Below are 20373 nucleotides of genomic sequence, written 5' to 3'. Positions count from 1 at the left end.
GGCCCGGCTCAGCGCCGGGCCTCGATCGCGTCCCAGATCGCCTTTTCGAGGTTCACGCCGTCGAAGCGGGCGATCTCCTGCAGGCCGGTGGGCGAGGTGACGTTGATCTCGGTGAGGTAGTCGCCGATCACGTCGATGCCGACGAAGATCAGCCCCCGCGCCTTCAGCTCCGGCCCGATGCGGGCGCAGATCTCCCTGTCCCGCTCGGTCAGCTTCACCGCCTCGGGCCGGCCGCCGACATGCATGTTGGAGCGGCTCTCCCCGCTCGCCGGGACACGGTTGATGGCGCCCATCGGCTCGCCATCAACCAGGATGATGCGCTTGTCGCCCTGCCGCACGGCCGGGACGTATTTCTGGATCATCAGCGGCTCGCGGGAGCGCTCGGCATAAAGCTCCAGCAGGGCGTTGAGGTTGCCGTCCTCGGGGCGCAGGTGGAACACCCCGGCGCCACCGTTGGCGAAAAGCGGCTTGACGATGATATCCCCGTGCTTCTCGCGGAACTTCCGGACCTCCAGAGGGTCGTGGGTGATCATCGTCTCCGGCATCAGGTCCGGGAAGTGCATCACGAACAGCTTCTCCGGCGCGTTGCGGACATGCACCGGGTCGTTCACCACCAGCGTCTTGGGGTGGATGTGCTCCAGGATGTGCGTGGCCGTGATATAGGCCATGTCGAAGGGCGGGTCCTGCCGCATCAGCACCACGTCCATGCCGGAGAGGTCGTGCTCGGCCGCCTCGCCCAGGGTGAAGTGGTTGCCCTTCTCGCGCCGCACCTCGACCGGCTGCATCCGCGCCAGCACCTTGCCCGAAGCCAGCGTCAGGTTCTTCACCAGATAGAACCAGAGCTGGTGGCCGCGTGCCTGCGCCTCCAGCATCAGCGCGAAAGTGCTGTCGGCGTCGATGTTGATGCTCTCGATGGGGTCCATCTGGACCGCCACCTTCAATGCCCGCGCCATGGAACGCTCCGTCTGTCTCTCTCTGGCGGAGAGTGGTGGCATCGGCCGACGCGGAATGCCAGAGGGGATGGCGCGGGAGAAGGTCGGGGGAAGGAATTCCCCCGCCAAGCCCATAGGTTTGGCCCATCTTTTTTCTGTCCGTTTGGCGCCCGCCTCACCGCCGGCGTGAAAGCCCGAAGAAAAAAGAAGGGGGTCTGGGGGAATTCATTCCCTCAGCCTTGCTTATTGACCGCAAGGCCCGCGCAGCGGATTCATGCCGGTATGGTGATCCTCTCCGGCAAGGCGAAACTGGCGGGCGTGCTCGGCTGGCCCGTCGCCCATTCCCGCTCCCCGCGGCTGCACGGCACCTGGCTGGAGCGGCACGGCATCGACGGCACCTATGTGCCGTTGCCGGTGCGGCCGGAGGATTTCGCCGCCGCCGTCCGCGCCCTGGTGACGCTGGGCTTCCAGGGAGCGAACGTCACCATCCCCCACAAGGAGGCCGCCTTCGCCCTCTGCGACACGCTGGAGGAGAGCGCCCGCCGCGCCGGGGCGGTGAACACGCTGGTCTTCCGCGAAGGGCGCATCCTGGGCTCCAACACCGACGGATTCGGCTTCCTGGAAAGTGTGCGCGAGCAGGCGCCCGGCTGGCAGGCCAGCGACGGGCCGGCCGTGCTGCTGGGGGCCGGCGGGGCGGCGCGCGCCATTGCCGCCGCGCTGCTGGATGCCGGATGCCCGCGCCTGACCATCGTCAACCGGAACACCGAACGCGCCGAGGCCCTCGCCAGGGCATTGGGCGGACCGGTGGAAGTCGCCACGGCACCGCCGCTGGAGGGCGCCGCTCTGCTGGTGAACGCCACCAGCCTCGGCATGGCCGGTCAGCCGCCGCTGGAGATCGATCTCGCTCCCCTGCCCACCCCTGCCGTGGTGGCCGATGCCGTCTACGTGCCGCTGGAGACGCCGCTGCTCGCCGCCGCCCGCGCGCGCGGCCTGCGCGGGGTGGACGGGCTCGGCATGCTGCTGCACCAGGCGCGGCCGGGCTTCGCCGCCTGGTTCGGCGTGATGCCGCAGGTGGATGCCGCCCTGCGCGACTTCGTGGCCAGCGACATTCCGCGCCGCGCATGAAGATCCTTGGCCTGACCGGCGGCATCGGCATGGGCAAGTCCACGGCATCCGGCACCTTCCGCCGCCTCGGCGTACCGGTCTTCGACGCCGATGCCGCGGTGCACCGGCTGCAGGGACGCGGCGGACGGGCGGTGGCACCGATCGGCGCCGCCTTCCCCGGCAGCGTGCGGAATGGCGCGGTGGACCGCGAGGCCCTGCGCCGCGCGGTGCTCGGCAATCCGGCGGCGCTGAAGCAGCTGGAGGGCATCGTGCACCCCTTGGTGCGGGCGGAGGAGCGTCGCTTCCTCGGCCGCGCCCGGCGCGAGGGGCGGCGACTGGTGGTGCTGGACATCCCGCTGCTCTTCGAGACCGGTGGCGAGGCCCGCTGCGACGCCGTCGTCGTGGTCTCGGCGCCGCCGGCCGTGCAGCGCGCCCGCGTGCTGGCCCGCCGCGGCATGACGCCGGAGCGGCTGACCGCCATCCTGGCCCGCCAGACGCCCGATGCCGAGAAGCGCCGGCGCGCCGATTTCGTCATCCGCACCGGCCTGTCCCGCGCCCATGCGCGCCGGGCGATCCGGCGCCTGCTGGAGAGGTTCCGATGAGCCGCGCCCTGGTGCTCGACACCGAAACCACCGGCTTCGATCCGCTGACCGGCGACCGCGTGCTGGAAGTCGCGGCGGTCGAGCTGGTCAACCTCGTCCCCACCGGCCGCACCTTCCACGTGCTGATCGACCCCGAGCGCGAAGTGCCCGAGGAGGCGGCGAAGGTGCACGGCTTCACCTGGGAGATGCTGCGCGGGAAGCCGAAATTCGCCGAGATCGCGCCCGCCATGCTGGAATTCCTCGGCGACGACCCGGTCGTGGCGCACAACGCACCCTTCGACTTCGGCTTCCTCGACTTCGAGCTGAAGAAGGCCGGCCATACCGTCATCGATCGGGCGCGGATGGTGGACACGCTGGCCCTGGCGAAGAAGCGCTTCCCCGGCCTGCCCAACAGCCTCGACGCGCTCTGCCGCCGCTACGGCATCGACAACTCGATGCGCACCTCGCACAACGCGCTGCTCGACGTGCAGCTGCTGGCGCAGGTCTATCTGGAGCTGATGGGCGGCAAGCAGCCGGGGCTTGCACTGGCCAGCCGGCCGGCGGTTTCCGCCCCCACCGCCCTCCAGCTCGAAGCCGGGCCCGTCGCCCGCACGCCGCGCCCGATCGTGCCGAGCGCGGCGGAGCTGGAGGCGCACCGCGCCTTCCTCGGCAAGGTGAAGGAGCCGATCTGGCTCTCCCTGCTGGAGGACGCACCGAAGCCGGAGGCCTGAGGTCGCGCCCCCAGGCCCTCAGGCGTCCCAGTCCGGACCGAAATCCGGGTCCACCCGGCGCCAGTCCTTGGGCAGGGCGTCGATGGCGGCGACGTCCTGCGCATCGAGCTTCGCCGCCAGCGCCACGGCATCCAGGTTCGCCTGCTGGCTCTGCCGCCGCGCCGCCTTGGGAATGACGACCACCCCTTCCTGCCGCAGCAGCCAGGCCAGCGCCACCTGCAGCGGAGTCGCTCCATGCTTGCGGCCGATCTCCTGCAGCACCGGCTGCTCCGCCAGCGCGCCCTGGCCGAGCGGCGAATAGGCGGTCAGCACGATGCCGCGCGGACGGCACCAGTCCAGTAGGCGCTGCTGCGAGAGGAGCGCGTGGTACTCCACCTGCAGGCAGGCCGGCTCGGCGCCGATCTCCTCCAGCCGCCGCATCAGGCCGAGCGGGAAGTTCGAGACACCCCAGCGCCGCACCAACCCCTCGTCGCGCGCCGCCTGCATGGTGCGGGCCACCGTTGGCAGGTCCATCTCCGGCGCGGGCCAGTGGACCAGGAAGAGGTCGAGATAGGGCGTGCCGAGCTTGCGCAGCGAACCCTCCAGCGAGCGGCGGATCGCCTCCGGCGCCAGATTGTCCCACCAGACCTTGCTGGTCAGGAAGATCTCGCCGCGCGGCACGCCCGAGGCGGCCATGGCGGCACCGACGACCTCCTCATTGCCGTAGCGGTCGGCGGTGTCGAGATGGCGGTAGCCCAGCGCCAGGGCGCTCTCCACCGCCGCCCGGCCCTCGGCGCCGGCGAGCTTCCAGGTGCCGAGACCGAGCTTGGGAATGCTGATGCGTGGCGTCTGCACGAGCGGGATCATGCGGCTTCCTTCCGGCTTCACGCCGGCAGCATCGGCGGGGAGCGCCAGCGGGCGCAACCCCGCCCCCCCACATGAGGTGCGGCTGCCCTGCAACCGCCACGGCCGGGCTGCGTTGGAAGACCCATGCCGGCCCTCCACGCCTGCCCGGGTTCCGCCGCCGGCGCTTCAGTCCTGCGCCTGGGCCAGCGCACGCCGCGCCGTCTCTGCAAGGTAGCCGCTGGCCACCGGCAGGACGGCATCGTTGAAGTCATAATGCGGGTTGTGCAGCTCGCGCCCACCCTCGGCCGGGCCGTTGCCGATCCAGACAAAGGCGCCAGGCACCTCGTGCAGGAAGTGCGAAAAGTCCTCGCCCGTCATGGCCGGCGGGACGTCGCGGCGCAGCTCGGTCACGGCGGCAGCGGCCTCGGCCGCCATTTCGCGCTCCTCCGGATGGTTGCGGGTCACCGGCACGCCGCCGAGGATGCGCATCTCGGCCTTCACGCCGAAGGTGGCGGAGACGCCCTCGGCCACGCGGCGCAGGCCGGTACGGATCTGCTCGCCCACCTCATCGCGCACGAAACGCATGCTGCCGCTGATCAGCACACGGGCAGCGATCTGGTTCTGCGCCTCGCCGCCATGCACCATGGTCAGGCTGACCACGCCGGTGTCCAGCGGGTCGAGGCTGCGCGCGACGATCGACTGGCAGGCCACGATGGCGTGGCCGGCCGCCACCACCGGGTCCCGCGTCAGGTGCGGCAGCGCGGCGTGGCCGGCATGGCCCTCGATGGCGATCTCGAAGCGGTTGCCGGCGGCCATCACCGCGCTGTCATGCACCGCGATGGTCCCGGCGGGCAGGCCCGGCCAGTTGTGCCAGCCGAAGATCCGGTCCATGGGGAAGCGTTGGAACAGACCATCCCTGACCATCGCGGCGGCACCGCCGCCGCCTTCCTCCGCCGGCTGGAACACCAGGCGCACCGTGCCGCTCCAGCTTTCGTCCCGCAGCAGCAGCGCCGCCGCGCCCAGCAGCGCGGTGGTGTGGCCGTCATGCCCGCAGGCATGCATCACGCCCGGATTGGTGCTGCGCCAGGGCAGATCCTGCGCCGCTTCCTCGATCGGCAGCGCGTCCATGTCGGCGCGCAGGCCGACACTGCGGTTGCTGCCGGGCCGATGAAGGGTTGCCACAACCCCATGGCCACCGACATTGGGGACGATATCGGTGACGCCGAGTTCCTTCAGCCTCTCGACGACGAAGGCGGCGGTGGGGCCCTCGTGCAGGGTAAGGCCGGGGTTGGCGTGGAGATGCCGGCGCCAGCCGGTCAGTGTTTCAGCAAGGGTCGGATCCATTTGACAAGGCATACCCCGTAAGACGATGCGCCTCAAACCTCACTTCCCCGGGCTCGCGCTGACCGCCACGCTGCTGGCGGCGCTGCCGCATACCCTGCTGCCACCCGCCGCCGCGCAGGACGCGCCAAAGGCGGAGCCGCAGCCAGGAGGGGAGGCCGAGGACGCATCCACCGTCGAATACACCGTCGAGCTGCCCGATACGGACGACGACTCGCTGGACGATGCCGTCCGCCGCGCTTCGGCCCTGGAACAGCTGCGCGAGCGCGCGCCGGTGGATGCCTTCGGGCTGGTCAGCCGCGCGCTGGCCGACCGCGACAACATGCGCGACGCGCTGCGCTCCGAGGGCTACTACGGCGGCACGGCCGACATCACCGTGGCCGGCGAGCCACCGGATACGCCCGGCCTGGCCGACCGGCTGACCAGCCATGAAGGGCCGATCCCCCTTGCCATCACGGTGGACCACGGGCCGCAGTACCGCCTCGATTCCATCACCGCCGAGGCCAAGTCGCCCGGCGCCTCGCTGGCGGAGGCGGGCCCGGTCGGCCTGGAGAAGGGCAGCCCTGCCCGCGCCCAGCCGATCATCGACGCGCAGAACCAGATGGCCTCCCGCCTGAAGGATGCCGGCCATCCCTTCGTGGACATCAGCCGCCGCGTCACGGTGGACCACGACACCCACACCATGCAGGTGGCCTTCACCGTGGATGCCGGGCCGCGCGCCGAATTCGCCCGCCCCGGCGTCACCGGCGAGGAGCGCACGGACAGCGACCTGGTCAGCCGGGTCGTCCGGCCGCTGGAGGGGAAGGTCTATAGCGAGGAGGAGATCGAGAAGAAGCGGCAGGATCTGCTCAGCCTCGGCGTGTTCAGTACGGTGCGTGCCCGCGCGGCGGACCGGCTGAACGAGGAGGGCCGCCTCCCCGTCACCTACACCGTGCTGGAGCGGCCGCTGCATGCCATCGGCTTCAGCGCCGCCTACGAGACCCGGTACGGCCCGACCTTCAGCACCTATTGGGAGCATCGCAACCTGTTCGGCGGCGCCGAGCGGCTGCGGCTGGAGGCGGAGGTCAACCGCTTCGGCACCACGGGCGACACCAGCGACACCGGCGGCAAGCTGGAGGCAAGCCTGCGCACCCCCTGGTTCGCCGGCCGCAACCAAACGCTCACCCTCGACGTCGCCGCGCTGCGCGAGCGGCTCGATGCCTATGACCGCGACGCCTTCACCTTCGGCGCCCTGGTGGAGCGGAAAGTCTCGCCGAAGCTGACCGTCACCCTCGGGCCGCAGATCGAGTTCAGCCGGGTGACGCAGGATGAGGTCACCACGAACTACCAGCTCTTCGGGCTGCTCGGGCAACTGGCCTGGAGCGATGTGGACAGCCCGCTCAACCCGAGCCGCGGCCTGCGCGCCGCCTTCCTGGTGAACCCGATCTACAGCCTCGGCGAGGGCAACGTGTTCACCCGGCTGCGTGGCGAGGTCAGCACCTACTACGACATCACCGGCGACAAGGGCAGCATCCTGGCGCTGCGCGGCGCGGTGGGCAGCATCGTCGGCGCCTCCTTCGGCGGCGTGCCGCCGGACAAGCGCTTCTATGCCGGCGGCGGCGGCTCGGTGCGCGGCTACGACTACCAGTCCATCGGTCCGCGCACCGCCGATGACGAGCCGGCGGGCGGGCTTTCGCTGATCGAGGGCACGGTCGAGCTGCGCCAGCGGGTCAGCGGCCCCTGGGGCATGGCGGCCTTCGTGGATGCCGGCTCCGTCACCCGCGACCCGACACCCGACTTCAGCAATCTCAAATTCGGGGCGGGCCTCGGCGTGCGTTACCTGACCGGCATCGGCCCGATCCGCGCCGATTTCGCGGTGCCGCTCAACAAGGAGCGCGGCGACGCTGCCTTTGGCTTCTACGTCGGTATCGGGCAGGCTTTCTGATGCGCCGCGTGTTCCGTTGGTCCCTCGTTGCCGCGGTGATTCTGGGCCTGGGCCTGCCGGTGCTCACCGCCGGGGCGGCGCCCGAGGGCACGAATATCCAGGGCACGAATACCCAGGATACGAATACCCAGGCTGCGGAAGCGGCCCCGGAGCCGGGCCTGATCTCCGGCGCGGCGGGGCGCATGGTCGTCAGCCTGCTGCAGCGCTTTGTCCCGGGCCTGCAGATCGAGGGGCTGCGGCCGGTCCCGGGCGCGATCAGCTTCAGCCGCCTGACCATGGCCGATGCCAAGGGGCCATGGCTGGAGCTGGACGACGTGCGGCTCAACTTCGGCCTCTTCGCCCTGCTGAAGCGCGACCTCCGCATCTCCGAGCTGACCGCCGCCCGCATGGCGCTGCTGCGTCTGCCGGAAGCCGGCGCCGAGCAGCCCGCGCCACCGCCGCCCGACCAGCAGAACCAGTCGCTGCTGCCCAGCCTGCCCGACCTGCCGGTCGATCTCTTCGTGGAGAAGCTCTCGGTGGCCCGCATCGAGATTCCGCGCGAGCTGGTCGCCGCCACAGTGGAGGAGCATGGCCGCACGCCCGGCTTCGCGCTGTCGCTGAACGGCAGTGCAAGCCTCACTGATGCGGCGTTGACCGCCGACCTGGCGGTTCAGCGGCTGGAAGCGGAAGGCCGGCTCGACCTCAAGCTCCGCATGGACCCGAAGCAGCAGCTGCTGGTGGACCTGCAGGTGCAGGAGCCGCCGCAGGGCGTGCTCGCCACCGCGCTCCGCATCCCGGATGCCCCTGCCCAGCTCTCGCTGCACCTGGAGGGCCCGCCGAGCGGCGCGGACCTGCGCGCCAGCGCCGATTTCGGCGGTCAGGCGGGCTTCCAGGCCAATGGCCGGCTGGCCATGGCGCCGGATGGCAGCGGCTCGCTGGCCCTGCAGGGCCATCTGGACGCCCCGGCCAGCCTCGCCCCGCCGCCCGTCGCCACTGTGGACTTCGACCTCGACGGCGGCATCACGGCCGACAAGCAGCCGGTTCTGAACCGCCTGCGCCTTACCGCTCCCGCCGGCGAGGTCACCGCGCAGGGCAACCTCGACCTGCTGCGGGCCGAGGCGCATATCGCCTCCTCCGCCGCCCTGGGCACGCTGGTGCCGCAGATCATCGGCTGGGAGAGCATCGACCTCGACGCCCGCGTCACCAACGGCGAGCAGATCCAGGCGACGCTGCGGCCGCACGGGCTGACCGGGCCGGACCCGCTCGCCAGCGTGCTGGGGCCGGAGCCGGTGGCGGACTATGCCGGCACCGCCTTCCGCATCGACTCCCTCACCGTGCGTGGCCGCGGCGCGACCCTGGAGGCCAGCGGCACCGGCTGGGACCAGCTCGACCTGACAGCGAAGCTTACCGTGCCCGAGCTGCAGGCGGTGCGCCCCGAGCTTTCCGGCCCGGCCACGCTGGAGGCGCATGTCACCGGCCCCGCCACCGATCCGGCCATCGCCGCCCATCTGCAGAGCCCCGGGCTCGTCGCCGCAGGGCGCCGGATCGAGGCGCTGGACCTGACCGCAGAAATGCCCTCGGTGAGCGGCATGGCCGGCACGCTGCGGCTGACGGCCCAGGCGGAGGGCCAGCCGGTCTCGGTCGCGCTGCACGCGGCACGCGACGGCGACCTGGTGCGCCTCACCGAGGCCGAGGCTGATTTCGGCCCTGCCCACGCCACCGCCGACGGCGTGTTCAACACCGCCACCACCCGCTTCGACGGCGGCCTCAACGTGGCGGCGGAGAACCTGGCGCCGCTCGCGGGGCTGATCGGCCAGCCTGTCTCCGGCGGGCTGCGCGTGGAGGCGAAGCTGGAGACCGCGCCCGACGGCCGGCAACTGGTGGATGCCCATGCCGCCACGCGCAACTTCCAGCTCGCCGGGCAGCCCTATGCGGTGGACGCCACCCTCCAGGGAAGCAACGCGGCGCTGGACTGGAACGTCAAGGCCGACCTGCCGCAGGCCAACCTGCAGGGCCACGGCCAGTTCGCGCAAACCGACCAGGGGATGCGGCTCGACATCGCCGCCTTCAACGCCAGCCAGGGCGAGATGGGCGTGCGGCTCACCCAGCCCGCCACCATCCGCCGGCTGCCCAATGGTGCCATCGAGATCCCGGGGTTGCGCCTGGCCGCCCAGCCGGCGGGCGACTTCACCATCAGCGGCCGCTGGGGGCCGGACACGGCCGATATCCGCGTCGCGCTGGCCGCCCTGCCCGCCTCGGTGGTCAACCAGTTCGCGCCGCAGCCGCCGCTCTCCGGCACCGTGGTGGGCGAGGCGCGGATCACCGGCCCGGTTTCCGCGCCGGAGGTGAACGCCACGCTGAACGGCACCAACCTGCGCACCGGGGCCGACTGGGCGGCCGGCTGGCCCGCCGCCACGCTGCGCGTCGAGGCGCATCGCGCCGGCAGCGGGGCGGTGCGGGCCAATGCCGCCCTGCGGATGGGCAGCGTCGTGACACTCAATGCCGAGGCCAACCTGCCGCAGGGGCCGGGCGCCGACGCGCCGCTCTCCGCCCGTGTCACCGGGCAGGCCAACCTGCAGCCGCTGGCCGCGCCCACTCTCGGCGGCAGCGCCAACCAGGTGGCGGGCCGCATCAGCATCGACGGCGGCGCCTCCGGCACGCTTGGCGCGCCCTCGCTGAACGGCACCGCGACGCTGGCGAATGGCGAGGTGCGGAACCCGCTCTACGGGTTGCGGCTGACCAACATCACCGGCCGCGTGCGCGCCGCGGGCGACCAGATCCTGCTGGAGAATTTCGTGGCCCGCGCCGGCAGCGGCCGCATCACGATGCGCGGCAATGCCCAGCCCTTCCAGCCCGGCATTCCGATGGAGGTCGACATCACCGCGCGCGACGCCACGCCGCTGCAGAGCGAGCTGGTCACCGCACTGATGGATGCCGACCTGCGCTTCACGGGGCCGCTGCAGACCAGCCCGGCCCTGGGCGGCACGGTGCGGCTGCAGCGCGTGGCGATCACCATTCCGCAGAGCCTGCCGGGCGGCGGCGTGCCGACGCTCGGAGAGGTGCGGGAGCGCGGTGCCGCGGCGCCGAAGCCGCCGGCACCCGGCCCAGCCGCCCCGCCGATCGCCCTGAACATCAAGGTGGAGGCACCGCAGTCCATCCTGGTGCGCGGGCGCGGCCTGGACGCCGAGTTGGGCGGCTCGCTGACGATCGGCGGCACCGCGGCCAACCCGCAGCCGGATGGCGCCTTCACCCTGCGCCGGGGCAACTTCCAGCTGCTCGACCGGCGCTTGAACTTCAGCGAGGGCAGCCTGACCTTCGACGGCACGATGACGCCGCGGCTCGACTTCACCGCCACCACCACGGCGCAGGGAGTGAGCATCACCGTCTCGATCACCGGGCCGGCCAACGACCCGAAGATCACCTTCAGCTCCTCCCCCGAGATGCCGCAGGACGAGATCCTGGCGCGGCTGTTGTTCAACCGTCCGCTGAACAAGCTTTCGCCCTTCGAAATCGCGCAGTTGGCCGGTGGTGCCGCCAGCCTGGCTGGCGTCGGACCCGGCGGATCACGCGGCTTCTTCGGGAAGATCGCCGATAAGCTGGGGCTGGACCGGCTGGGTGTCGGCAGCACCAGTGACACCGGCAGCAGCTCCGGGGACAACAGCAGCAGTGTCGGGAACCCCTCGCTGGAGGCCGGCGGCTATGTCGGCAAGGGCGTCTATGTCGGGGTCGAGCAGGGCACCAAGGGCGGGCCGCGCGTCGGCGTCGAGGTCGAGCTGACGCCGCGCCTGAAGCTGGAAAGCAGCACCGGCGGCGAGGTCGGCGAGCGGGTCGGGCTCTCCTACGAATTCGAGTACTGAGCCTCGGCCCCAGCCCTTCTGCGGTGCATGGCAGCATGGTTCCGCGGCGCCGAATTGTGCGCTAGGTTGCTGGAATGGACACGGTGCGAGCAAGGCAGGAGCCGATCGACCTCGGCCCCCTGCCGGGGCTGCTGGGGCATCTGTTGCGCCGCGCCCATGGCCGCATGCAGACGGGCTTCGCGGAGGCGATCGCCGGACTGGGCGTCACCGCCAGCGAGTTCGCCCTGCTTTGCCTGGTGGAGGCCAATCCCGGCATCACGCTCGGCCAGCTCGCCCATGCGGCGGCGCTGGACAAGTCCACCCTCAGCCCCGCCATGCAACGCCTCACCGAGCGCCAGCTGGTGGAACGCCAGCCGGTCAGCGGCGACCGCCGCACCCAGGCCCTGTGTCTCAGCCCCGCAGGCGCAGCCTTGCTGCCCTCTCTCAAGGCCTGCGTCGAGACATATGAGAGCGACATGGCCGCCCCGCTGACGAGCGAGGAGCGTGAAACCCTCCTCAGCCTGCTCCGCAAGCTGAACGGCCTCTGATCAACCCCGTTTCCCCATTCTGCGCCGGCCCGCCTTCGTGGCCGGCGGAGCATCCGAAGGATTTGCCATCATGCGTGCCTTTGACGGACAGCTTTCCGGCAGCCGCCCCATCTCCCGGACAGTTGAGGAGAAGAAGCGGCAGTTGCGCGACCTCAAGGAGGCATTGGCGGCGCTGAAGCCGCATGCCGCGGCCTCGCTGCGCCAGTCGCTGACCGCCAAGATCAAGGCGCTGGAGACGGAACTGGCGGCGCGCTGACGCGGCACGCCCATTGCGCGGCTCCCTCGCCGGCACGGGCAGGGGCGGGGCGAGGCCCTGCTGGCGGCCACCGAGTTGCCGGAACACCCGCGGGCCTTGCTGACCCGGTCGGCCGCCGGGGCGGAGCCACCCTCCTCCGGGCGCAAGCTGCCCCAGGCAGCGGGTACTCTAAAAAAAAACTCCTCGCCGGCAGAGCCAGCGAGGAGCGCTTCGGTCCAGGCCAAGGCAGTGTGAGGGGCCAGCCGGGGCGTTCAGGCAGGGCTGGTATCGCCCTTGATCTCCGGTTTGATGACCACCTTTTCCGGCCCGGGCAACTCGACCTCAATGGCGAGGGTGCTCATGTCGCCGCCGCGGTCGAGCGACACGTTCACCGCCTTCGGGTCGATGGCGACGTAGCGCGCCACCACCTCGATCAGCTCGCGCTGGAGCCGCGGCAGGAAGTCGGTGCCCGTGCGGCTGATGCGCTCATGCGCCAGCACGATCTGCAGCCGCTCCTTGGCGGCGCCCGCACTTGGCGGCGGCTTGCGGGCGCCGCGAAAGACATCGAGCCAACTCATGCGGCCCTCCCCCCGAACAGGCGCGACAGGAAGCCCCTCTTCTCCGGGTCCAGGAAGCGATGCGGCCTGTCCTCGCCCAGGAAGCGCGCGACTGCATCCTTGTAGGCCAGACCGGCGTTGGATGCCTCGTCCAAAATGACGGGATTGCCGGTGTTCGAGGCCTTCAGCACGCTTTCGCTCTCGGGGATGACGCCCAGCAGCGGGATCGCCAGGATCTCGCGGATGTCCTCGAGCTTCAGCATCTCGCCCCTCTCGACCCGGTTGGGGTCGTAGCGGGTGACGATCAGATGCTCCTTCACCGGGTCCCGCTTCTCCTCCGCGCGCTTCGACTTCGACTGCAGGACCCCGAGGATGCGGTCGGAGTCGCGGACCGAGGAGACTTCCGGGTTGGTCACGATGATCGCCTGATCGGCGAAGTAGAGCGCCAGCAGCGCGCCCTTCTCGATGCCGGCCGGGCTGTCGCAGAGGATGTAGTCGAAGTCCTTCGACAGCTCCTCGATGATGGTCGCGACACCTTCCTTGGTCAGCGCGTCCTTGTCGCGCGTCTGGCTGGCGGGGAGGATGGAGAGAGTGTCCACCCGCTTGTCGCGGATCAGCGCCTGGTTGAGCTTGGCCTCGCCGGTGATGACATTGACGATGTCGAACACCACGCGGCGCTCCACCCCCATGATGAGGTCGAGGTTGCGCAGGCCGACGTCGAAGTCGATCACCACCGTCTTCTTGCCGCTCTGGGCGAGACCGGTGGCGAAGGCGGCGGAGCTTGTGGTCTTGCCGACCCCTCCCTTGCCGGACGTCACCACGATCACTTGCGCCATGAGTCTCTCCTTTGTGCCGGCGGGCAGCCCAGTCAGCCCAGCCGGTCGAATCGCATATTCTCGCCGATCAGCCGCACCTGCACGGCCTTGCCGATCGGAGCATCCGCAAGCCCTTCCCGTACCGCGTAGTAGCCCGCGATGGAAACCAGCTCAGGGTCGAAATTCAGTGCGAAGACGCGCGCTTCGGTATTGTCGGCGCCACCGGCGATGGCGCGGCCGCGCAGGGTACCGTAGACGTGCAGATTGCCGTCCGCGATCACCTCGGCGCCCGGGTTCACGGTGCCGTTGACGATCAGGTCGGCGCCCTGCGCCCAGATGCGCTGGCCGGCGCGCACGGCATGGTCGATCACCATGGTCGGCCGCGCCGTGCCGGGGGGCAGCGGCGGCGCGGCGGGCTCCTGCGGCGCGGCGGCCGGAGCAGGCGTGGGCAGCGCCACATCCTCCTCCTTGCCGCCGCCGGCCAGGCGCAGCGGTGGCAGGCCGGCGCCCTGGGCCGCGCCGCGCAGCTCCGGCGTTCCGCCGACCGTGCCGATCGGAGTGATCTCGATGCGGCGCAGCTCGGCCGCGAATGCGGCGAAGTCGATTTCATGCGGCGCGATGACGAGGTCGTCCAGACCCAGCACCAGCGGCGCGAAGCGGAGGAAGCCCGGTGCGCGGCGGAACTGGTCGGCCAGCGCCGGAATGATCACCTCCGGCCGCGGATCGAGCAACCGAAGCACGAGCAGGTTGAAATTGGCACCGCGCAGCCGGAATGGCTCAAGGCGGGGGGTGGCGGCGGGAGCTGACATCGGCTGCAGTGGCGATCCTGGCCTGGGGGCGGCGTGAGAGGCTTCCGGCGCGGCAGATGCCTGGCCTGGCGGCATTCCGCCGCCGGGAGACATCCTGTTCGCCACGAATTCATCATCTATACAAAAGCGGAGCGCCTGGGCGAAGCCCTGGCTGACATGAGCGGCGTTGTTTTGCGGCCGCGCGTGCGAAAAGCATCACAGCAGCAACAGGAGTCCCCACTCCCCATGGGCAAGACCATTCCCCGCCGGTCCGACTACCGGTTCTTTCTGGAGATTCCGACCCGCTGGGGCGACCAGGACAGCTTTGGGCATGTCAACAACGCGGTTTACTACACGTATTTCGACACGCTGGTCGCGCATTTCCTGAACGCAACGGGTGGCCTCGACATGCGCAACGGCGACGTTCTCGGCGTGGTGGTCGAGACGCTCTGCCGCCATCACGCGCCCGCCTATTTCCCCGACGTCCTGAGCGCCGGCCTGCGGGTCGCCCATATCGGCAACAGCTCGGTGCGCTACGAAATCGGTCTGTTCCGGCCGGACCAGGACACCGCCTGTGCCGAGGGCCACTTCATCCACGTGCATGTGGATGCCGCGACGCAGAGCCGGACCCAGCCGGTGCCGCCCAGTTTGCGGGCAGCCCTGGCGCCGCTGATGGCACCGCCCACCACCTGAGCAGGGTGCCGCGCGGCGCGGCACGGAGGTTGCAGAGGGCTTGGGGTGACTTGCTAAGCCGGAGCCTCCCCTGCATGCCGCGCACGCCCGACCGGAAGAATTCCGCCCTCCCTCGCAACCTGCGGGCGAGGGCGACATGAGCGCCGCGTCCACCGGCGCACCGCAGGGGCCGGCCACGGCGCCCATGGTCCGCCGGGCCGCCGCGCCCTCGCCCGCCGAGTGGGCGGCGCAGCGCGCCGCGGAGTCCGCCGCCCTGCGCGCCGCACGGCCGGGCAAGCTGGACCTGCCCTATGCCGCGGGCGAGCATTGCCGCTGGGACCTCTTCCCCGCCATCAGCCCGGCCGCGCCGTGCCTGGTGCTGCTGCATGGCGGCCAGTGGCGCTCCGGCTGCCGGAAGGAGTTCGGCGCCCTGGCGCGCGGGCTGCTGGCACATGGCTGGTCGGCCGCCCTGCCCGGCCACAGCCCAATGCCTGGCGCCAGCCTGACCCGCATTGCCCGCGAATTGCACCGGGCGCTCGACTGGCTGGGCAGACAGGGGCCGCTGCATGGCATTGCCGGCCCGGTGCTGGCTTGCGGCTGGGATTCCGGCGCATTGCTGGCGGCGCTGCTGCTGGACCATCCGCGCGTGAAGGCCGGGCTGGGACTCTCCGGCCTCTACGATTTGGCGCCGCTGGAGGAAGTGCTGGGGCTGAGCCCGCTGGAGGTGGAGGCGCTTTCACCGCAGCGCCTGCCGGTCATTCGCAAGCCCTTTGCCCTGGCCTTCGGCGAGGCGGAGCCAACGGAGCGGCAGCGCGCGTCACGCGCCTTCCACATGGCGCGGCAGAATGACGGGGGCGTCGGGCCGCTGCTGCCGCTGCCCGGCCTCGACGAGGACGGCGTGCTGGAGGCCCTGGAAGCGCCGGATGGGCTGCTCTGCCACACGGCCCGCGTGCTCATCGAGGAGGCCTGACGCGGGCGGGGGGAGCGCCTTGCCCTCCCCGCCCGGCGGGCTTCAGCCGCGCGTGCCGGCCTCGGCCGACTTGCGCTCGATCAGCTCGATCTTGTAGCCATCGGGATCCTCGACGAAGGCGATCACGGTGGTGCCGAACTTCACCGGTCCGGGCTCGCGGGTGATCTTCGCACCCTCGGCGCGCAGCTTCTCACAGGTGGCGTAGACATCGGGCACGCCGATGGCGAGATGGCCGAAGGCATTGCCCAGCTCGTACTTCTCGGTGCCGTAGTTGTAGGTCAGCTCGATGACGCCGGCGCCGCTGCTCTCCGGTGCGAAGCCGACGAAGACCAGCGTGTACTTGCCCTCGGGCACGTCGTTGCGGCGCAGTTCCTTCATGCCCAGCAGGCGGGTGTAGAAATCGACGCTGCGCTCCAGGTCGCCGACACGGATCATGGTGTGCAGGAAGCTGCTCATGCGCGGTTCTCCTCCGTCAGGATTTCGGTTCAGCCCAGACCAGCGCGGCCGGGTCGAGGGCGATCAGGAACAGGCCCGCCGCCTCGGCCGCCGCCACGGTCTCCGCCCGATCCACCACGATGGTGCCGTTCGCCTCGATGGCAATGCCGCGCAGCCCGGCTGCGGCGGCACCGGCCACGGTGTCCGGCCCGATGGTCGGTAGATCAACGCGGCGATCCTGCCCCGGCTTCAGGATCTTCACCAGCACGCCTCCCGGTCCCTCGCGGCGCAGTGACCCGGCGCGGGCGAGCATGGCATCCGTGCCCTCGATCGCCTCCACGGCCAGCACCAGCCCCTGCTGCACCACGGCGCCCTGACCGACATCCACGGCGCCCAGCGCCCGCACCACGGCAATGCCGCGGCGGATGTCCTGGCGCGCCGCCTCGTCCGGCAGGGCGCTGGTCAGCCCGGTGGGCTCGGGCAGCAGCAATTCCTGCAGCACGTCCTGCGCCGGCATGGGGTTGAAGCCCTCCTCCCGCAACACGCGGAGCACGGCCTGCAGCAGGGAGTCGTCCCCGCCGAAAGCCTTCATGCCAATCCGCGGCAGCAGCCGCGCCGCGCCGGCATCCGGCCGCAGCGCGAAGAAGCTCGGGCGGGTGACCTTGCCGGCCAGCACCAGATCACGCACCCCGGCGCCGCGCAGCCACTCCAGCATCCGCCCTCCGGCGCCCAGCCGGCAGACGATGTGCGGATAGCCGGCATAATCGGCCGGGTCACCAAAACCGTCCAGGACCACGACATGCGGGGTGCGGCCGGCGGCTGCGGCGGCCGCGGCAGCCCGCTGCGGCAGCAGCCCGCCGCCGACGATCATGCCGAGCGGCGCGCCCATCGCCTCAGGTCTCGGCCTCGGCGTCCTCGTCCTCCAGCATCTCGCGGCCGGCACGGCACAGGCCCCGATGGCTGTCGGCCTGGATGAAGGCCAGGATCTCGCGCACCACCGCATCCTCGCCAAAGGCGGCCTCGGTGGCCTCCACCCGGTTCTGGAAGGCGCCCGGCGTGCGGAACAGGCTGCGATAGGCGGCGCGCAACGTATGGATCTGGCTGCGGGGAAAGCCGCGGCGCTTCAGGCCGATCAGGTTCAGGCCGGTCAGCCGGGCACGGTTGCCCATCACGGCGCCGAAGGGGATGATGTCCGCCTCCACGCCGCTCATGCCGCCCACCACCACCTGCCGCCCGATGCGGACGAACTGGTGGATGGCCGCGCCGCCCCCGACGAAGACGGTGTCGGCGATCTGCACATGGCCGCCGAGCATCACGTTGTTCGCCAGGATGACGTGATGGTCCAGCGTGCAGTCATGTCCGACATGGGCGTTGACCATGATCAGGCAGTCCGACCCCACCGTCGTCACGCCATGGCCGCCGACACTGCCGCGATGGATGGTGGCGTGCTCACGGATGATGGTGCGGGCGCCGACCACGACCCGGGTCGGCTGGCCCTTGTACTTCAGGTCCTGCGGCGCATGGCCGATGGTCGCGTAGGGGCTGACCCGCACGCCGGGGCCGATCTCGGCGATCCCGTCCACCGAGACATGGGAGTCGAGCACCACGCCCTCACCCAGCGCCGCCTCGGCACCGATGAGGCAGAACGGCCCGATGCGGCAGCCCGGGCCGATGGCCGCGCCGGGGGCAACGATGGCGGTGGGGTGGATCTCGGCGGAGGGGTGGATTCCGCGCTCTGTCTGCGTCACGCTCTCAAATATCCGATCAGCGGTCCAGGATCATCGCGGCGTAGCTGGCCTCGGCCACCACGACGCCATCAACCCGGGCCACGGCATTGAATTTCCACACATTGCCGCGCGACCGCTCCTTCTGGATATGGATGCGCAGCTGATCCCCCGGGCCGACCGGGCGGCGGAACTTGGCGTTCTCGACGCTCATGAAATAGACCAGCTTGCCTTGCGCACTCGGCCCCAGCGTCTCGACCACCAGCACGGCGGCGGTCTGCGCCATCGCCTCGATGATCAGCACGCCCGGCATTACCGGATGCGCCGGGAAGTGCCCCTGGAAGTAGTTCTCGTTGATGCTGACATTCTTGATGCCGACCGCGCTCTCGCCGAGCGCCATGTCGACCACGCGGTCAACCATCAGGAACGGGTAGCGGTGCGGAATTGCCCGCATGATGCGGGCGATGTCGCAAACCTCCAGACTCTGCTTCGCCGCCGGCTCGGAGCCGGTCTGTTCTTGCTGGTCCATGTGCGTTTAGTCCGTCTGTCCCGGCCGCCTCCCGGGCGGCCCCTTCTGATCTGCGCGTCCCTGCGCGGCGCCGGCAGCCGGCGCCTTGCGGGCGCCCACTTTCCGCAGGTAGAGCGCCGCTCGCAAGGCATCCTTGACCGGCATGGCGGGCGAGCCCGTCACATCCTGACCGGGCGGAATGTCGCTCTGCACGCCGGCCTGGGCGCCGATCCGCGCCCGGGAGCCAATGTTCAGATGCCCCGTCAGCCCTGCCTGCCCGGCAATGGTCACGTAGTCGCCAAGGCGCGTGGAGCCAGAGATGCCGACCTGTGCGACAATCACGCAGCCACGGCCCGTCACCACGTTGTGGCCGATCTGCACCAGGTTGTCGAGCCGGGTGCCCGGCCCCAGCACGGTATCGCCGAGCGCGCCGCGGTCCACGCAGGCACTGGCGCCGATCTCCACCTCGTCGCCCAGCACCACACGGCCGAGCTGCGGGATGGTGATGAAGCGCCCCTCCGGCGTCGGGGTGAAGCCGAAGCCCTCCTGCCCGACCCGCGCGCCGTGATGCAGCGTGACACGGTGCCCTGCCAGGCAGCAGATCGCGCTGGCGTGGGCATGGATGCGGGCATCATCGCCAAAGACGCAGCCGGGGCCGATGACGGCATGCGGCCCGACATAGGCACGCGCGCCCAGCACCGCCCCGGCGCCGATCACGGCATGGGGACCGACCTCGCTGCCCTCGCCGAGCACCACGTCCGGCGCCACGCTGGCGGTCGGGTGGATGCCGGGCACCGGCGCGGGCGCCGGATGAAACAGCGCCGCGATGCGGGCGAAGGCAAGGTGCGGCGCCGGGCTCACCAGCGCCACGCAGCCCGCCGGCACGGCATCAGCGAACTCCGCCTGCAGGATCACCGCGCCTGCCTGGCTGCGCTGCAGCGCCTCCAGGTTGCGGCGCCCGTCGAGGAAGGCCACCTCCTCCGGCCCCGCGGCATCCAGCGGCGCCACGTCACGGAAGCGCCGTGCGCCATCGCCGCTGAACTGCGCCGCCCCCGCCTCGGCCACCCGCGCGAGCGGGAACGGACCGGCAGCCGGATGGAAGCGCGGATCGGCGGCCACGGCCTCAGTTCCGCTTCTGCGGCTGACTCTGGGCGGGGCGGTTCGCGGCCGGCGCCGGAGCCGCGCTCTCTTCCGGCGCGACCTTGACCGACTTCAGGATCTTGTTGAGTTGCGTCGAGACCTCCGGCGAGAGGTCGAAGGGCGGGTCATTGTAGATCACCAGCGGCCGCGGCAGGACGATGTTCACCTTCCGGCTGGTCGCCACCTGGCGGATCACCACCGCCAGTGCCTGCTCGATCTCCTGCAATGCCTGCTGCGCCGCCTGCTCGATGCCGCGCGAGCGGTCGCGGAAGACGCGCTGGGCGTCGGTCACGCGCTCCTGCAGGTCGCGCTCCTTGCTGCGCAGATCCTCGGGCGAGAGGCTGCCGCGCTGATTGGCCAGCGCCTGCTGCTCCTCGCGCCAGCGGGCCTGCTCACGCTGCAGGTCGTCGTTCAGCTTCTGGCGCCGCTTCTCGATTTCCTCCCGCACCTGGTTGAAGGCGGTGGAGTTGCGCTGCACCTCCGGCACATCGACGATGCCGATGACCGGGGCGGGCGGCTGCTCGCCGGCCGGCAGGGGAGCGGGGTTGGGCTGCACCGCACGCTGCGGCGGCGCCTGGCGCTGCGGCGCGGAGCGCTGCGGCTGGGCCGGCTGCTGCTGGTTGGGGACAAACCATTCCTGCTGCTGCTGCGCCAGCGCCACCCCTCCGGAGAGCAGCGTGGAGGACAGCAGGACCGCCGCAAGCGCGGTGGAAGCGCGTCGGGCCATT

The 20373-nt window shown here is 71.0% G+C and carries 21 protein-coding genes; 9 read left to right on the top strand and 12 right to left on the bottom strand.

What is annotated here, in order from left to right; all coding sequences use genetic code 11:
- Nucleotides 1-8 precede the first annotated feature (8 nt).
- Nucleotides 9-953, bottom strand: coding sequence for a glutathione synthase (gshB, locus tag QMO56_RS08580; RefSeq protein WP_283524928.1), 945 nt, complete (start codon nt 951-953; stop codon nt 9-11).
- A gap of 267 nt (nt 954-1220) precedes the next feature.
- Here gshB and QMO56_RS08575 point away from each other — a divergent pair, with 267 nt between their 5' ends.
- From QMO56_RS08575 to dnaQ, 3 genes are read left to right on the top strand one after another with little or no spacing between them, the layout of a single operon-like run.
- Nucleotides 1221-2057: a shikimate dehydrogenase gene (locus QMO56_RS08575; RefSeq protein WP_283525173.1), complete on the top strand. Its 837-nt coding sequence runs from the start codon at nt 1221-1223 to the stop codon at nt 2055-2057.
- On the top strand, nt 2054-2638 hold the full coding sequence (gene coaE, locus QMO56_RS08570; protein WP_283524926.1) for a dephospho-CoA kinase: 585 nt from the start codon (nt 2054-2056) through the stop codon (nt 2636-2638). Before QMO56_RS08575 ends, coaE begins: the two co-directional genes overlap by 4 nt.
- The gene (dnaQ, locus tag QMO56_RS08565; protein ID WP_283524925.1) at nt 2635-3348 is read left to right on the top strand and encodes a DNA polymerase III subunit epsilon; all 714 of its coding nucleotides are present in this window, start codon (nt 2635-2637) and stop codon (nt 3346-3348) included. The genes coaE and dnaQ overlap by 4 nt, the downstream gene beginning before the upstream one ends.
- Nucleotides 3349-3366: 18 nt before the next feature.
- On the opposite strand, the gene QMO56_RS08560 is transcribed toward dnaQ, so the two are convergent.
- Nucleotides 3367-4194: an aldo/keto reductase gene (locus QMO56_RS08560; protein WP_283524924.1), complete on the bottom strand. Its 828-nt coding sequence runs from the start codon at nt 4192-4194 to the stop codon at nt 3367-3369.
- Between the two features lie 165 nt (nt 4195-4359).
- On the bottom strand, nt 4360-5517 hold the full coding sequence (locus QMO56_RS08555; RefSeq protein ID WP_283524923.1) for an amidohydrolase: 1158 nt from the start codon (nt 5515-5517) through the stop codon (nt 4360-4362).
- 25 nt (nt 5518-5542) lie between these two features.
- On the opposite strand from QMO56_RS08555, the gene QMO56_RS08550 reads away from it, so the two are divergent.
- From QMO56_RS08550 to QMO56_RS08535, 4 genes are all read left to right on the top strand, one after another.
- Nucleotides 5543-7438 (top strand): autotransporter assembly complex family protein, encoded by a 1896-nt coding sequence (locus QMO56_RS08550; RefSeq protein WP_283524922.1) that lies wholly within the window; start codon nt 5543-5545, stop codon nt 7436-7438.
- Nucleotides 7438-11274 (top strand): translocation/assembly module TamB domain-containing protein, encoded by a 3837-nt coding sequence (locus QMO56_RS08545; protein WP_283524919.1) that lies wholly within the window; start codon nt 7438-7440, stop codon nt 11272-11274. The genes QMO56_RS08550 and QMO56_RS08545 overlap by 1 nt, the downstream gene beginning before the upstream one ends.
- Nucleotides 11275-11348: 74 nt before the next feature.
- Nucleotides 11349-11801 (top strand): MarR family winged helix-turn-helix transcriptional regulator, encoded by a 453-nt coding sequence (locus QMO56_RS08540; protein ID WP_283524917.1) that lies wholly within the window; start codon nt 11349-11351, stop codon nt 11799-11801.
- Between the two features lie 70 nt (nt 11802-11871).
- Nucleotides 11872-12057 (top strand): hypothetical protein, encoded by a 186-nt coding sequence (locus QMO56_RS08535; RefSeq protein ID WP_283524916.1) that lies wholly within the window; start codon nt 11872-11874, stop codon nt 12055-12057.
- Between the two features lie 251 nt (nt 12058-12308).
- Here the strand turns inward: QMO56_RS08535 and minE are convergent, their stop codons facing one another.
- The 3 genes from minE to minC are packed head-to-tail and all read right to left on the bottom strand — an operon-like array spanning nt 12309 to nt 14217.
- A complete protein-coding gene (gene minE, locus QMO56_RS08530) occupies nt 12309-12614 on the bottom strand; it encodes a cell division topological specificity factor MinE (protein WP_283524914.1) in 306 nt (101 codons plus the stop codon).
- Entirely contained in the window at nt 12611-13429 is an 819-nt protein-coding gene (gene minD / locus QMO56_RS08525; RefSeq protein ID WP_283524913.1) for a septum site-determining protein MinD, read from the bottom strand. The genes minE and minD overlap by 4 nt, the downstream gene beginning before the upstream one ends.
- A 32-nt stretch (nt 13430-13461) precedes the next feature.
- Nucleotides 13462-14217: a septum site-determining protein MinC gene (minC, locus tag QMO56_RS08520; RefSeq protein ID WP_283524912.1), complete on the bottom strand. Its 756-nt coding sequence runs from the start codon at nt 14215-14217 to the stop codon at nt 13462-13464.
- 225 nt (nt 14218-14442) lie between these two features.
- Here minC and QMO56_RS08515 point away from each other — a divergent pair, with 225 nt between their 5' ends.
- Nucleotides 14443-14889: a thioesterase family protein gene (locus QMO56_RS08515; protein WP_283524911.1), complete on the top strand. Its 447-nt coding sequence runs from the start codon at nt 14443-14445 to the stop codon at nt 14887-14889.
- A gap of 136 nt (nt 14890-15025) precedes the next feature.
- Nucleotides 15026-15838, top strand: a complete 813-nt coding sequence (locus tag QMO56_RS08510) for an alpha/beta hydrolase (protein ID WP_283524910.1) — start codon at nt 15026-15028, stop codon at nt 15836-15838.
- Between the two features lie 42 nt (nt 15839-15880).
- Here the strand turns inward: QMO56_RS08510 and gloA are convergent, their stop codons facing one another.
- From gloA to QMO56_RS08480, 6 genes are read right to left on the bottom strand one after another with little or no spacing between them, the layout of a single operon-like run.
- Nucleotides 15881-16294 (bottom strand): lactoylglutathione lyase, encoded by a 414-nt coding sequence (gene gloA / locus QMO56_RS08505; protein WP_283524909.1) that lies wholly within the window; start codon nt 16292-16294, stop codon nt 15881-15883.
- 16 nt (nt 16295-16310) lie between these two features.
- Nucleotides 16311-17162 carry an LpxI family protein gene (locus QMO56_RS08500; protein ID WP_283524907.1) on the bottom strand — a complete coding sequence of 284 codons (852 nt, stop codon included), beginning with the start codon at nt 17160-17162 and terminating at the stop codon, nt 16311-16313.
- A 4-nt stretch (nt 17163-17166) separates the two neighbouring features.
- Entirely contained in the window at nt 17167-18021 is an 855-nt protein-coding gene (gene lpxA, locus QMO56_RS08495) for an acyl-ACP--UDP-N-acetylglucosamine O-acyltransferase (protein WP_283524906.1), read from the bottom strand.
- A 16-nt stretch (nt 18022-18037) separates the two neighbouring features.
- A complete protein-coding gene (gene fabZ / locus QMO56_RS08490; RefSeq protein WP_283524905.1) occupies nt 18038-18526 on the bottom strand; it encodes a 3-hydroxyacyl-ACP dehydratase FabZ in 489 nt (162 codons plus the stop codon).
- Between the two features lie 6 nt (nt 18527-18532).
- A complete protein-coding gene (gene lpxD / locus QMO56_RS08485; protein ID WP_283524904.1) occupies nt 18533-19624 on the bottom strand; it encodes a UDP-3-O-(3-hydroxymyristoyl)glucosamine N-acyltransferase in 1092 nt (363 codons plus the stop codon).
- A gap of 4 nt (nt 19625-19628) precedes the next feature.
- A complete protein-coding gene (locus tag QMO56_RS08480) occupies nt 19629-20372 on the bottom strand; it encodes an OmpH family outer membrane protein (RefSeq protein WP_283524902.1) in 744 nt (247 codons plus the stop codon).
- Nucleotide 20373 lies beyond the last annotated feature (1 nt).

The organism is Roseomonas sp. E05 (assembly GCF_030063475.1).
Taxonomy (GTDB): domain Bacteria; phylum Pseudomonadota; class Alphaproteobacteria; order Acetobacterales; family Acetobacteraceae; genus Pseudoroseomonas.
The sequence above is the reverse complement of the archived record's forward strand: the minus strand, read 5'-3'. Positions and strand labels throughout refer to the sequence as shown.

Bases quoted from the DNA above. Each gene is read 5' to 3' on its own strand.
- gshB (WP_283524928.1), bottom strand. From the start codon at position 953: ATGGCGCGGGCATTGAAGGTGGCGGTCCAGATGGACCCCATCGAGAGC.
- coaE (WP_283524926.1), top strand. From the start codon at position 2,054: ATGAAGATCCTTGGCCTGACCGGCGGCATCGGCATGGGCAAGTCCACG.
- dnaQ (WP_283524925.1), top strand. From the start codon at position 2,635: ATGAGCCGCGCCCTGGTGCTCGACACCGAAACCACCGGCTTCGATCCG.
- QMO56_RS08560 (WP_283524924.1), bottom strand. From the start codon at position 4,194: ATGATCCCGCTCGTGCAGACGCCACGCATCAGCATTCCCAAGCTCGGT.
- QMO56_RS08555 (WP_283524923.1), bottom strand. From the start codon at position 5,517: ATGGATCCGACCCTTGCTGAAACACTGACCGGCTGGCGCCGGCATCTC.
- QMO56_RS08550 (WP_283524922.1), top strand. From the start codon at position 5,543: ATGCGCCTCAAACCTCACTTCCCCGGGCTCGCGCTGACCGCCACGCTG.
- QMO56_RS08545 (WP_283524919.1), top strand. From the start codon at position 7,438: ATGCGCCGCGTGTTCCGTTGGTCCCTCGTTGCCGCGGTGATTCTGGGC.
- QMO56_RS08540 (WP_283524917.1), top strand. From the start codon at position 11,349: ATGGACACGGTGCGAGCAAGGCAGGAGCCGATCGACCTCGGCCCCCTG.
- QMO56_RS08535 (WP_283524916.1), top strand. From the start codon at position 11,872: ATGCGTGCCTTTGACGGACAGCTTTCCGGCAGCCGCCCCATCTCCCGG.
- minE (WP_283524914.1), bottom strand. From the start codon at position 12,614: ATGAGTTGGCTCGATGTCTTTCGCGGCGCCCGCAAGCCGCCGCCAAGT.
- minD (WP_283524913.1), bottom strand. From the start codon at position 13,429: ATGGCGCAAGTGATCGTGGTGACGTCCGGCAAGGGAGGGGTCGGCAAG.
- minC (WP_283524912.1), bottom strand. From the start codon at position 14,217: ATGTCAGCTCCCGCCGCCACCCCCCGCCTTGAGCCATTCCGGCTGCGC.
- QMO56_RS08515 (WP_283524911.1), top strand. From the start codon at position 14,443: ATGGGCAAGACCATTCCCCGCCGGTCCGACTACCGGTTCTTTCTGGAG.
- QMO56_RS08510 (WP_283524910.1), top strand. From the start codon at position 15,026: ATGAGCGCCGCGTCCACCGGCGCACCGCAGGGGCCGGCCACGGCGCCC.
- gloA (WP_283524909.1), bottom strand. From the start codon at position 16,294: ATGAGCAGCTTCCTGCACACCATGATCCGTGTCGGCGACCTGGAGCGC.
- QMO56_RS08500 (WP_283524907.1), bottom strand. From the start codon at position 17,162: ATGGGCGCGCCGCTCGGCATGATCGTCGGCGGCGGGCTGCTGCCGCAG.
- fabZ (WP_283524905.1), bottom strand. From the start codon at position 18,526: ATGGACCAGCAAGAACAGACCGGCTCCGAGCCGGCGGCGAAGCAGAGT.
- QMO56_RS08480 (WP_283524902.1), bottom strand. From the start codon at position 20,372: ATGGCCCGACGCGCTTCCACCGCGCTTGCGGCGGTCCTGCTGTCCTCC.